Annotated in this window: 12 protein-coding genes; 8 read left to right on the top strand and 4 right to left on the bottom strand. The window is 45.0% G+C overall.

Annotated elements, in window-relative coordinates; all coding sequences use genetic code 11:
- Positions 1–11 precede the first annotated feature (11 nt).
- The 7 genes from DN752_RS12870 (at position 12) to DN752_RS12840 (ending at position 7,220) form a co-directional block, all read left to right on the top strand.
- Entirely contained in the window at positions 12–1,403 is a 1,392-nt protein-coding gene (locus DN752_RS12870) for a CmpA/NrtA family ABC transporter substrate-binding protein (protein ID WP_112784324.1), read from the top strand.
- A 21-nt stretch (positions 1,404–1,424) separates the two neighbouring features.
- On the top strand, positions 1,425–2,516 hold the full coding sequence (locus DN752_RS12865) for an ABC transporter permease (RefSeq protein ID WP_112784323.1): 1,092 nt from the start codon (positions 1,425–1,427) through the stop codon (positions 2,514–2,516).
- 4 nt (positions 2,517–2,520) lie between these two features.
- The gene (locus DN752_RS12860) at positions 2,521–3,405 is read left to right on the top strand and encodes an ABC transporter ATP-binding protein (protein ID WP_211324051.1); all 885 of its coding nucleotides are present in this window, start codon (positions 2,521–2,523) and stop codon (positions 3,403–3,405) included.
- Positions 3,406–3,416: 11 nt separating this feature from the next.
- Positions 3,417–4,235, top strand: a complete 819-nt coding sequence (locus tag DN752_RS12855) for an ABC transporter ATP-binding protein (protein ID WP_112784321.1) — start codon at positions 3,417–3,419, stop codon at positions 4,233–4,235.
- A 413-nt stretch (positions 4,236–4,648) separates the two neighbouring features.
- Positions 4,649–6,190, top strand: a complete 1,542-nt coding sequence (gltX, locus tag DN752_RS12850) for a glutamate--tRNA ligase (RefSeq protein WP_112786534.1) — start codon at positions 4,649–4,651, stop codon at positions 6,188–6,190.
- A gap of 76 nt (positions 6,191–6,266) precedes the next feature.
- On the top strand, positions 6,267–6,470 hold the full coding sequence (locus DN752_RS12845) for a hypothetical protein (RefSeq protein WP_112784320.1): 204 nt from the start codon (positions 6,267–6,269) through the stop codon (positions 6,468–6,470).
- Between the two features lie 81 nt (positions 6,471–6,551).
- Positions 6,552–7,220 carry a porin family protein gene (locus DN752_RS12840; protein WP_449389521.1) on the top strand — a complete coding sequence of 223 codons (669 nt, stop codon included), beginning with the start codon at positions 6,552–6,554 and terminating at the stop codon, positions 7,218–7,220.
- An 89-nt stretch (positions 7,221–7,309) separates the two neighbouring features.
- Here the strand turns inward: DN752_RS12840 and DN752_RS25350 are convergent, their stop codons facing one another.
- Positions 7,310–7,432 carry a hypothetical protein gene (locus tag DN752_RS25350; protein WP_394337156.1) on the bottom strand — a complete coding sequence of 41 codons (123 nt, stop codon included), beginning with the start codon at positions 7,430–7,432 and terminating at the stop codon, positions 7,310–7,312.
- Between the two features lie 442 nt (positions 7,433–7,874).
- On the opposite strand from DN752_RS25350, the gene DN752_RS12830 reads away from it, so the two are divergent.
- Complete coding sequence (locus tag DN752_RS12830) at positions 7,875–9,242, top strand: PhoH family protein (protein ID WP_112784318.1); 1,368 nt, start codon at positions 7,875–7,877, stop codon at positions 9,240–9,242.
- 48 nt (positions 9,243–9,290) lie between these two features.
- Here the strand turns inward: DN752_RS12830 and DN752_RS12825 are convergent, their stop codons facing one another.
- The 3 genes from DN752_RS12825 to DN752_RS12815 form a co-directional block, all read right to left on the bottom strand.
- A complete protein-coding gene (locus DN752_RS12825) occupies positions 9,291–9,743 on the bottom strand; it encodes a hypothetical protein (protein ID WP_112784317.1) in 453 nt (150 codons plus the stop codon).
- Between the two features lie 6 nt (positions 9,744–9,749).
- Complete coding sequence (locus DN752_RS12820; RefSeq protein WP_112784316.1) at positions 9,750–11,051, bottom strand: AAA family ATPase; 1,302 nt, start codon at positions 11,049–11,051, stop codon at positions 9,750–9,752.
- A 147-nt stretch (positions 11,052–11,198) separates the two neighbouring features.
- The gene (locus tag DN752_RS12815) at positions 11,199–11,951 is read right to left on the bottom strand and encodes a LytR/AlgR family response regulator transcription factor (protein WP_112784315.1); all 753 of its coding nucleotides are present in this window, start codon (positions 11,949–11,951) and stop codon (positions 11,199–11,201) included.
- Between the last annotated feature and the right edge of the window lie 26 nt (positions 11,952–11,977).

The following is an 11,977-nucleotide window of genomic DNA, read 5'->3' as shown; positions in this document are numbered from 1 at the left end:
ATAGCAACATTATGAAATTTCTACAATCAAAATGGATTGTGGCCAGTATTCTTGTGCCCATTTTGTCAGGCACTCTGGCCAGCTGCGGAGGCGGTAATAGCGCCGAATCCACCGATAAAGCAGAAGAAAACTCTTCCAATAGCAACCAACTTGCCATCGAAAAACCACAGTTGACCTTCGGGTTTATTAAGCTGACGGATATGGCTCCACTGGCTATCGCCAAAGAAATGGGCTTCTTCGAAGACGAAGGACTATACGTAACCATAGAAGCACAGTCCAACTGGAAAAATGTTCTCGATCGGGTCATCGACGGTCAACTGGACGGCTCCCATATGCTTGCCGGGCAGCCTATCGCGGCAGGAGCAGGATTTGGCCGACAGGCTGAACTGGTGACGCCTTTTTCCATGGACCTCAATGGGAACGGCATCACCGTTTCCAATGAAGTATGGGCAGACATGAAGCCAAACATTCCCAAAGACGCCGAAGGACGCCCCCAACATCCTATCAAAGCTGATGCCTTGGCACCAGTGATCCAGCAATACAAAAACAGCGGAAGGGCTTTTAAAATGGGAATGGTCTTTCCCGTTTCCACGCACAACTATGAAATCCGCTATTGGCTGGCTGCGGCGGGAATCAACCCAGGCTATTATACAGCAGACAATATCCAAGGCCAAGTGGATGCCGACGTGCTGCTCTCCGTGACGCCTCCACCGCAAATGCCCGCTACGCTGGAAGCAGGCACCATCTATGGCTATTGTGTAGGTGAGCCTTGGAACCAGCAGGCCGTTTTCAAAGGCATCGGTGTACCCGTGACCACTAATTATGATGTGTGGAAAAACAATCCCGAAAAGGTCTTCGTGATGTCCAAAAAGTTTGTGGACGAAAACCCCAATACCGCCATCGCTGTCACCAAAGCACTGATCCGCGCAGGAAAATGGCTGGATACTCCCGGTAATCGCCCAGAGGCCGTTGGAATCCTCTCCAGGACTGAGTACGTGGGGGCAGACTCCGTAGTCATCGCCAATTCCATGACAGGCACATTCGAATTCGAAAAGGGTGATAAGCGCTCCATGCCTGATTTTAATGTCTTCTTTCGCTACCACGCCACTTATCCATTTTACTCAGATGGCATTTGGTTTCTCACTCAGATGCGCCGATGGGGACAGATTCCTGAAAGCAAACCGGAAGAGTGGTACCACGAAACCATCAAGGACATTTACCGGCCAGACATCTGGGAAAAAGCGGCCGATATGCTCGTTGCAGAAGGCAACTTGGATGCGGAGGATATTCCAGCAACAGACGGGTACAAGCCTGCCACGGATGAGTTTATCGATGGGACAAGCTACGACGGCAAAGACCCGATCACGTACATCAACAGCTTTAAAATCGGAAATAAGGATTAATATCACACAATCAAAAAAGCCATGAAAGATAAAACTATCCACACCATGCGCACCCTAGGCTTAGGCTTTTTGGAGCCTCTGGTAAGGTTATTTGCGGGAGAAGAGCCCAAGAAAAATGGCCTTGTACTGATCAAGGGCGCCTTACTTCCCTTGCTATCAATCTTGTTCTTTGTCCTCGTTTGGCATCTTGGAGCCACCGCCCTTTTTAACAAAGAGGCGGCGGCCCGGATCGAGAAAGCCCGGACTGAGCAGGGTGATGAGGCCGCAGAAGCCATGGCAGAATGTATTGCTTCAGGAGATGTCAGCTGTCAGCCAAACACCCTTCCATCACCAAAGCAGGTATATGCCGCCTATATTTCCCTATGGAAGGATCACTTGCAAATCACCGATAAGAAAAGGGAGTTTCGCGAAAAAGTCGCCGACACGAATGCCGACAGAGCAGAACAGGGACTGGATCCGATCACCTATACCGGAAGGCCGTCCTTTGTGGACCAAATCGGTACCAGTCTGAAGACCGTTGCTGCGGGATTTTTTCTGTCCTTGGTCATCGCCGTGCCCATCGGGATCATCATCGGGCTAAGCGATGTGCTGCGTAATTCCTTCAATTGGCTAATCCAAATTCTTAAACCAGTTTCTCCTGTCGTCTGGCTGTTGCTGGTATTTATGGTCGTCAAAACCCTGATCACCGATCCACAGATGGACAAATCCTTCATCATCTCGGCCATTAGTGTAGGACTCTGTGCCATGTGGGCCACCTTGGTCAATACCAGCCTGGGCGTCTCCTCGGTGGACAAAGATTATATCAACGTGGCCAAAGTCCTAAAACTAGGCGTGGGCAAAAAAATCTTCAAAATCATCCTTCCCGCTTCATTCCCCTTGATTTTCACGGGGCTAAGGATCACGGTTTCTGTAGCTTGGATGGTACTGATCGCCATCGAGCTATTGGCACAAAGCCCCGGTCTGGGGAGTTTTGTATGGGAAGAATTCCAAAACGGTGCCAGCGACTCCAATGCCAAGATCATCGTGGCCATGTTTATCATCGGTATTATCGGCTTCCTCTTGGACCGCATCATGCTTACCGTGCAGCAATTAATGACCTTCCAAAAAGCTTAGCATTATGGCAATCATAGAACTTAAAAATGTATCAAAATCCTATGGCACTGGTGCTTCACAAGTAGATGTGCTGTCTAATATCAACCTGCGTGTCGAAGAAGGGGAATTTGTGGCCATTGTAGGCTTTTCGGGGTCTGGAAAGACCACCTTGATCAATCTTCTGAACGGCCTGCAGTTTCCGGACACTGGTGAAGTGCTTCTTCATGGGCATCCCGTCACCGGACCGGGTCCCGACCGCGGCGTCATCTTCCAAAACTACTCCCTGCTCCCTTGGCTGTCTGTGTATCATAACATAAAACTTGCCGTGGATGAAGTCTTTCCCAAAATGTCCTCAAAGGAAAAGGAAAGCCATATCAAGAAATACATCGGCATGGTAAACCTCACGCCTGCTATCGACAAGTTCCCCAAAGAGCTGTCTGGTGGAATGCGCCAACGGGTATCCGTAGCGCGGGCATTGGCCATGAATCCTGAAATATTGCTTATGGATGAACCACTCAGCGCCTTGGACGCACTCACTCGTGGAAGTTTACAGGAAGAAATCATCCGCATCTGGAGCCAAGACAAAAAAACAGCCGTACTTATCACCAACGATGTGGATGAGGGCATCCTCATGGCCGATCGCATCATTCCGCTGACTCCCGGGCCAAAAGCCACTTTGGGTCCGGAATTTACCATCGACATCGAACGACCCCGGGAACCCTCCGCCATCAACCAAAACGAGTATTACAAAAAGCTGAGAAATGAGATCATCGAATACCTGATCGAAGTAGGAGCCAACAGAAAAAAATCAGGCGACCAACGGTACATACTCCCTGACCTGCAACCCGTAATGCCTGGAAGGATCTTCCCTGGAATCAAACGAAAGAGTGAAAAAATCAAGTACTTCTAAATCCCCTGACCATGCAAGCTATACTCGAAAGAAAACACCAGTCCATTCCCCATCTGAAGGACCAGCCAAAGATGCTCGTCTGTGACAAGCTCAAAAAGGTGTACCCTACTCCGAAGGGGGACTACGTCGTGCTGGATGACCTGCAATTAAGCATCCAAAAGGGAGAATTTGTCTCCATCATTGGTCATTCGGGCTGTGGTAAATCCACGCTGCTCACCATGATCGCAGGGCTCAATGACATCTCTGGCGGGAGGATCATTGTGGACGGCACACCAGTGATCGAAGCGGGGCCTGACCGAGCAGTAGTCTTCCAATCGCCAAGCCTCTTGCCTTGGCTATCCGCATTGGAAAATGTGCTGATCGGTGTCAAACAGGTATTTCCCCATGCCAAAAGGGCCGAGAGACTTGATATTTGTAAATATTACTTGGACAAAGTTGGGCTAGGTGGGGATTTTGACAAGAAAGCACACTCCCTCTCCCAAGGCATGCAGCAGCGGGTCGGGATAGCCAGAGCCTTCGCGCTGAAGCCAAAGCTGCTGTTGCTGGATGAGCCATTCGGGATGTTGGATTCCCTGACAAGGGGCGAGTTACAGGATGTCCTGCTGGAGATTTGGCAGCGGGAAAAAATTACTGCCGTGGCCATCACCCATGATGTGGACGAATCCATCTTCCTGGCCGATCGGGTAATCATGATGACCAGTGGCCCCTATGCCAAAATCGGAGACGAACTTATCATTCCCTTTGAGCGGCCCCGCGAACGTAAAGCCGTGCTGGAGCATCACGAGTATTATGATTACAGAGGCTATTTGATGAATTTTCTGAATCATTGATTAATAATCGTAAATTCGAGCCAGCAAAATCGTTAAACCAGACTCCAAAACATCCAAAAAAGCAGCCTAAAACAGCTAACTTAGTTGACAAGCGCATAGGTATATAAAGGCACCGTTAGTTTGGAGGTGTGAGTGTAGCACCCGTCCAGTGTCCCTTGTCTGACCGCAAGGTAGAGAAGTGTGACGAAGCAATCTCGTCTTCAAAAGGAAAGATTGCTTCACTCCGCTGCCGTTGTGTTCGCAATGAACGCATTGATGTCGATTTTATGACGTAGCTCAGGTTAACTGCTTTTGCTCTGGAAAACTGGCCATAATTTACCCACCCTTTGCCATCTTTTTGTATCTTTGCTCTTTGAATTTGAGACCGGAAATTGTCGGTTGAATCACCTTACAAAAAAAGGAAAATCAAAGCAATGACTAAAGAAGTACGTGTTCGTTTTGCTCCATCCCCTACAGGAGCCCTCCATATCGGTGGTGTCCGCACTGCCCTATACAACTATCTTTTTGCGAAGAAAAACCAGGGTAAATTCCTGTTGAGGATAGAAGACACCGACCAGACGAGATTTGTCCCAGGCGCTGAAGAATACATCAAGGAAGCATTGGAGTGGATAGGCATTACTCCGGACGAAAGTCCTTGGGTAGATGGCCCCCACGGTCCTTACCGTCAATCAGAGCGAAAACCGCATTATATGCAATATGCCGAGGATTTGGTAGAAAAAGGCCATGCGTACTATGCTTTTGATACTGCCGAAGAGCTGGACGCCATGCGTGAGCGGCTTACTGCAGCTAGGGTGGTGTCTCCACAATACAATTCGATCACCAGGACTCAGATGAAAAATTCCCTGACCCTTCCAGAGGATGAGGTAAAGGGTCGATTGGAATCCGGTGATCCTTATGTGATCCGCTTAAAGGTACCCAGAAAAGAAGAAATCCGCCTCAATGACATGATCCGTGGTTGGGTAATGGTGCATTCGAACACCTTGGACGACAAGGTGCTGATGAAATCCGACGGCATGCCCACTTACCACCTTGCCAATATCGTAGATGACCACCTGATGGGCATCACGCATGTAATTCGTGGCGAGGAGTGGTTACCTTCTGCGCCTATCCACGTATTATTGTACAGGTACTTGGGCTGGGAAGATACCATGCCTCAGTTTGCCCACCTACCGCTCCTGCTAAAACCCGATGGGAATGGCAAACTCTCCAAGAGAGATGCGGACAAGAATGGTTTCCCTATTTTCCCAATGGACTGGACCGACCCGAGAACAGGAGACTTCTCACAAGGATTTAGACAGGCGGGTTATTTTCCAGATGCTTTTGTCAACTTCTTGGCCTTCTTGGGCTGGAATCCTGGCGACAACCAAGAAATCTTCAGCATGGAAGAGCTGATCAATGCCTTCTCCGTAGAGCGAATTGGTAAATCGGGAACGAAATTTGATATCAATAAGGCAAAGTGGTTTAACGAACAATACCTCAAAGCCAAGTCTAACCATGACCTGGCACAGTACCTGATCGAGGACCTTAAGAAGGAAAACATCGAAATCCTCCAGGCCAAAGCAGAGCAAATTGTAGCCATCATGAAAGAACGGGCTACTTTCCCCGCAGATCTTTGGAAAGAAGGACGGTTCATGTTGATTGCCCCTACGGAGTTTGATGAAAAAGTAGCAGCAAAAAAATGGAATGAAGACGCTGTGGCAGTGCTGACAGCATATAAAGAAACACTTGGGAAATTTGAAGGAGAGTTTTCTCCTCAAACGGCCAAATCCATGCTGGAATCTGCTGCCGAAAGCCAAGAAATCAAATTCGGCAAAGTCATGCAGGCAGTACGTCTGGCAGTGACTGGTGTAGGTGCTGGCCCTGATTTAATGGAAATTTTTACCATAATTGGTAAAGAGGAACTAATCAAAAGAATCGATTTTGCGTTAGATACATTAGAGGTCAAGGCAAAATAATTTTACGCCATTGCCATTTGCGTAGCTATTGATCTTTTGACACCAAAAATGGCTTAAAAAAAAGAAAGGATGCGTTATGGCCAAAAAGACCAAAAAAGAGGAAACCCCGAAAGTCAATCCTGAATTGGACGGATTTAAAATGAACATTGATTCCTTCGGGGAAATTTCCAGCTCTTTTTCCATTGATAAGATCAATGAGTTTCTGAACCAAAATGTCGAAGATAAAAAACTCAAGGACAGAGACGATCTGGACGAGATCAAAAAAGATAAGAAAAAATAGTCTGCTTTGGTGGACTATTTTTTCTCTTTTTAACTTACTTCACCTTCCAGTAGTTTTAATAACATCAACTTGAAACCCAGCATCACACCTTTAGGTAAATTCACCCTCCTTTGTCTATTATTTACAGGCATTTTCACTGTAGCCCATGCCCAGCTAAGCGTTGGCATTCGGGGAGGAATTTCCTATTCCGGCACATCTTACCGTCCCACTGCCGCCATCCCTAAGCAAAAAGTCCAAGGGCTCAAAAGCAAACCCGTTTACGGCATTGCCATAGAACATTATTTTAAAGACCATGCAGGCGTAGAGTTGGATATCCAATACCTGACCACTGGATATATCGAATATGACCAGGACGAAACCCTGTCCAATCAAACCGAATTTGAATACCTGAAAATTCCTTTTCTTTCCAATTTCTATTTTGGTAGATCCGGGAGGTTTCATATAAAACTGGGACCGCATTTTGGGTACTTGCTAAACGCTACCGACGTAAGGAGGGAATTCGAGTCCGAAAATGAGGACTTGCCTATTTTGCCTACCTATGGACAGCCAGGAGATGACCCAAAAAAATTCATGTATGGCCTCACAGCAGGTGCCGGCATTTCCAAGGTCTTTGGTAAAAGCACCGTTGTCGCTGAAGTAAGGGCTTCCTATGAACTGGGCAGGCCAGAAAGCCTAGATCGTATTTTTGACATGGAAGTAACCAACCTGGAGTTTACAGTATCGTACCTCTTCCAAGTCATGGAGAGATAGTAAGGGAGAATACTAGGCTGTTTATTCATTGCTTTTCTCGGGTTGTGCCAGGTCTCCGCCCCAGCACAATGCAGAATTGAACCTCAGACTCAATTAGACTGTTTCCGTAAGCCTTGTTTTGCAGTCCACCATTTATTCTCGATTTTTGATTTCTGTGCTTTTTTCACTCCGATTAATTCTCCAGGTTGAGTTTGCGTCAGTTTTCTTTCCATACGAGCTTGTTTGATTGCTTCTCCGATTAAGTCCAGTCGTAGTTCGTTCTCATATGCATTACCCTTCGGCTACGCTCAGGGGTCGCAGGAGACATAGGGGTCGCAGGGAGTAAGGAACTTGGGGCAGGCAGGAGCGAAAGGGGCAAATAACGTCATAGCGAACGCAGTGGTAGCGGGGTGAAGCGATCCTGTATTCCAAAACAAGAGATCGCTTTTGGCTTCCCTCCTCACGATGACGGAAATGCTTAATCATTAGCGCAGCAACTCATTGATAGATATGTAATATTTACCAGTGAAAATTATTGAAAAATCATTCTCTTTGATCCCCAGTGATTTAAAGAATCGTTCTTATCTGGCTTGCTCAATTTTACTTAAAAATATGGCAATCCAATAGATAAATGGCTATCTTATTATTGACTTAAATCACTAACCTTTTTCGCCTATGCCAAGAGCTAAAAAAAATGACAGTGACCGTAAGATCTTCGTTTTGGACACTTCGGTCATCCTTTATGCCCACAATTCCATCATGAACTTTGCCGAGCACGATGTCGTGATTCCGATCACGGTACTGGAAGAGCTGGACCAGTTCAAGAAAGGCAATGATTCCAAAAACTTCGAGGCGAGAGAGTTTATTCGGTTGCTTGACAATCTTTCCAAGGACAAGATGATCCACAAATGGACCCCACTGAATGGAAAGACCAAGGGCAACTTTAAGGTCATGATGACCACCAATGACAGTAATGGCGAGCCTGAGCAAGTAAATGCCAATACGATCTTTGGTGAGGAGAAAAATGACCATAAAATCCTCAATGCAGCCCTGGATCTCAAGACCAGTGAAAATGGCCGGAAGGTCATTCTGGTAAGCAAGGACATCAACCTGCGACTGAAGGCAAAATCCCTTGATATCCAAGCGGAGGATTATGAGACGGGGAAAATCAAAAACATCACAGAGTTGGAAAACACCGGCAAGGATGTCCTCGAAGGGATCAATCCTGACGTGATCAATGAGCTATATGAAAACCGCGCCGTCGAGGCCAAAAAAGTCCTTGGCACCCGCAAGCGCAAAACGAATACGTTTTATATTCTTAAAAGTGATAAGAACTCTGTCTTGGCCTTCTATAATGGAGAAGACAACACCATCGAAAGGGTGGACAAAAAATTAGCTTATAATATCAAGCCTAAGAACGCAGAACAAACCTTTGCCCTACATGCCATCACCAATCCCAATATCAAGTTGGTATCAGTACAGGGAGTGGCCGGTACTGGTAAGACCTTGCTGGCTTTGGCTGGGGCTCTGGAGCAAAGGAGAGATTATAAGCAGATATTCTTGGCCAGACCCATCGTTCCCTTGAGCAATAAGGACATCGGTTACCTGCCCGGTGACATCAAGTCGAAGCTGAACCCGTATATGGAGCCGCTTTGGGACAACTTGAAGTTTATCCAAAACCAATTCAAGGAATCCGACAAGGAATACCAGAAGATCACGGAAATGGTCAATCAGGAAAAACTGGTTATCCAGCCATTGGCCTACATTCGGGGAAGGTCATTGTCCAATATATTCTTCATTGTGGACGAGGCCCAAAACCTCACCCCGCATGAAATCAAGACGATCATCAGCCGAGCAGGTGAAAATTCCAAAATAGTCTTTACGGGTGATGTTTACCAGATCGACACCCCGTATCTGGACAGCCAAAGTAACGGGCTTTCCTACCTGATCGACCGCGTCAAAGACCACCCTCTTTATGCGCATATCAAGTTGGAAAAAGGAGAACGGTCTGAATTGGCCAACTTGGCAAATGAGCTGTTATAAATTTTCTTGCTTTTTATAGAAGGGTAGATGAATCATTTTTCTACCCTTCTATGATTCATATCCACACAGTCCCTCATCCAGAGACCATATTTTAACTGAATAAGCTTTAAAGATATTTTTTTGTTCCTCCCAATCTTGAATGATGGAAAAATCTCCAAAACCTATTCCTCTTGAAGCATAATCTGGGAACTTATCTATATTGAGGAGTAAAGACTCCTTTTCAGGAAACCTTAATGGCTTCCAAGGAGCTTGGTTGTTCAATGCTAATTTGACCTGATTGGCAAATTCAAGAGACTTATCCCTCTTTAGGTTTCCACTTAATTGTGCTATAAAGTTTCCTGTTTCTACTAAAGTAACATAGGGCAAAAAAAAGCTATCTCTATTTCTGATCCGGTCTTCAAAATCGCCTTTCACATTCGACCTATCTTGATTACGTCCCGGAATATCAAGAATATTGGTTATTATGGAAGTATCAATAAGCCAAATAATGGGTTTAGACATAAAAAATTATTTTATAGATTCCAGCCAATTGAGTGCTTTTTTGACTTTTTCATCAGCATTTTCTTGGCTCTTTACATATCGGGATAATGTTTCTTTGGTAACCAAATCTCCTAAGCTTTCTTGAATGATAAGCTCAGGATAATCCGGAACATCCTTAAGCGAGATAAGCTTAGATGTTCCGTCTTTTTTGTCTCTATAGCAGAAGACCACATCCTGTATTGCACTTGAAGGAACAGCATCCATTAATGCAGGATTATGAGTGCTCAGCAAAATCGTTAGATTCCTCCGTTTAGCTGTTTCACTGATATTGCTTAAAAGCTCTTCAGCTCTGCTAGGATGTACTCCGTTATCAATTTCTTCGATAATAACCATTCCATTTTCTGGAGCAGATAATAACGCTGCTCCGATAGCCAATACTCGAAGTGTTCCGTCTGATAAGTTACCGGCATCAATTTCTCGTCGATCCCCCCCAAAAGTCTCTGTCAACGTTAGCATAACTTCTCCTCTAGGCCCTTTCAAAAAACCTATATCAGAAATATCCTGTTCCGGAAGACTCTTAATAAAACTCAGTAAGGCAATCTTATTGTCCGAATTGTTTTCAATGAGTTGAAAAAGTACAGCTGAAATATTACTTCCATTTCCTAAAAGTCCATTGCTATCAATAAAACTGTATTCGCGCATAGACTGAGGAGACGGGTCTAAAAACAGTATAGATTTAAGTAGCCCTTCTGTTAATTGAGTAACGTGCGGAATCTTTAAACGTGAAGTTTTATGGCTTGTAGGAAATATCCCTTTTCGTGTAAGTTGGGTAAATATACCCAGCTGGTCTGAACAGATCACCTGTGGTTTTTTACCTCCTCTTGCAAAATTATTATATGCTACTGAAATCTCGGTAGCAGGTCCATCGGTTGGTTTTGTACTTTTGTATAAAACTTCACCATTTTTTTGATTCTCTATTGATTCTTTGGAAATATGAATTTCTTTATTGTCACGAATAGCTAAATCAATAGCTAAATTCCATATTTTGTCTTCTTTATTATCCCGAACTGTACAGCCAATAGAAAAGAATGAAGAGCCTTTATGTATTAAATCCCCAATTTTGCCTCTTATTGCCGTATCACTTTTGTTAATCTCAAATTGTAAACTCGAAAGCTTTTGTCCTTGTGCTATCCAGCTTAAGAAACGTACAGCTTCAATGGCATTACTTTTTCCAGAGGCATTGGCACCGATCATGACAGTCAAAGGTGCAAGTGTCAGTTCTGCTTCACGATAGCTTTTAAAGTTCTTAATTTTAAAGGACTGTATCATTGGTGCTTAATTTCATTCATAAATATAAGAAAACGAAAAGACGGCTTCAATTTAAATCTTTATTTAATTAAGAGGGGATTTTACCAACGAAAAAGCCTCCACAAGTGGAGGCTTTTTTTGGGTCTATGATTTACTAACTAAAGCTGCTTAACTCTCTGTAATGGTGTTCAGTTTGGCCAAGAAACTGTTGTAATACTGGCGGCCCACCTGAACAACTGCACCGTCCTTGAGGTTGATCTCTTTGGTGCTGAAGCTTGCGATCTGCCCGAGTTGGACGATGTAGGATTTTTGAACACGCAAGAAAAGATTGGAAGGAAGTTTTTCCTCCATTTCTTTCATGGACTTGCGTATGGTATAGGTTTTGTTTTTGGTAAAAATGGACACCATGTTTCCGTTGGCCTCCACGTAATAGATGTCACCGTAATCCACGCGCTCATAAGCATTATCCGATTTGATATAGACAGCATCCGCCACCAAATAGGGGCTCTCGGCACTAGGCTTTGGCGATTCTGAGCTCGTCGTTTGTGTCCGTCTGTTGTACAGGACGATTTCAACGATCGCATGAATATCATTGGTATTAAACGGCTTTACGATAAACCCAGCAGGGTGAATACGCTTGGCGCGCTCGATGATGCTGGGGTCACTATAAGAAGTAACGTAAACAATCGGTGCATCCACCATTTGCTGGATGATTTCCCCTAGCTCAATACCGTCCTTGTCACCTTTCAGCTTGATGTCCATAAATACCAAGTCTGGCCGGTATTTTTTGATCACCTTAATAGCTTGATTAGCAGAATTGGCAATGTCGATATTGACATATCCTAAAAGTTCGAGGATTTCCTCTATGTTTTCAGCAATGTCCGGATCGTCCTCTACAACCAGTATTCTTTCTTCTTTCATATTATCGTGTGGTTGGTCTATATTTG

Source organism: Echinicola strongylocentroti (assembly GCF_003260975.1).
Lineage (GTDB): Bacteria > Bacteroidota > Bacteroidia > Cytophagales > Cyclobacteriaceae > Echinicola > Echinicola strongylocentroti.
The sequence above is the reverse complement of the archived record's forward strand: the minus strand, read 5'-3'. Positions and strand labels throughout refer to the sequence as shown.

Bases quoted from the DNA above. Each gene is read 5' to 3' on its own strand.
- DN752_RS12870 (WP_112784324.1), top strand. From the start codon at position 12: ATGAAATTTCTACAATCAAAATGGATTGTGGCCAGTATTCTTGTGCCC.
- DN752_RS12865 (WP_112784323.1), top strand. From the start codon at position 1,425: ATGAAAGATAAAACTATCCACACCATGCGCACCCTAGGCTTAGGCTTT.
- DN752_RS12860 (WP_211324051.1), top strand. From the start codon at position 2,521: ATGGCAATCATAGAACTTAAAAATGTATCAAAATCCTATGGCACTGGT.
- DN752_RS12855 (WP_112784321.1), top strand. From the start codon at position 3,417: ATGCAAGCTATACTCGAAAGAAAACACCAGTCCATTCCCCATCTGAAG.
- gltX (WP_112786534.1), top strand. From the start codon at position 4,649: ATGACTAAAGAAGTACGTGTTCGTTTTGCTCCATCCCCTACAGGAGCC.
- DN752_RS12845 (WP_112784320.1), top strand. From the start codon at position 6,267: ATGGCCAAAAAGACCAAAAAAGAGGAAACCCCGAAAGTCAATCCTGAA.
- DN752_RS25350 (WP_394337156.1), bottom strand. From the start codon at position 7,432: ATGGAAAGAAAACTGACGCAAACTCAACCTGGAGAATTAATCGGAGTG.
- DN752_RS12830 (WP_112784318.1), top strand. From the start codon at position 7,875: ATGCCAAGAGCTAAAAAAAATGACAGTGACCGTAAGATCTTCGTTTTG.
- DN752_RS12825 (WP_112784317.1), bottom strand. From the start codon at position 9,743: ATGTCTAAACCCATTATTTGGCTTATTGATACTTCCATAATAACCAAT.
- DN752_RS12820 (WP_112784316.1), bottom strand. From the start codon at position 11,051: ATGATACAGTCCTTTAAAATTAAGAACTTTAAAAGCTATCGTGAAGCA.
- DN752_RS12815 (WP_112784315.1), bottom strand. From the start codon at position 11,951: ATGAAAGAAGAAAGAATACTGGTTGTAGAGGACGATCCGGACATTGCT.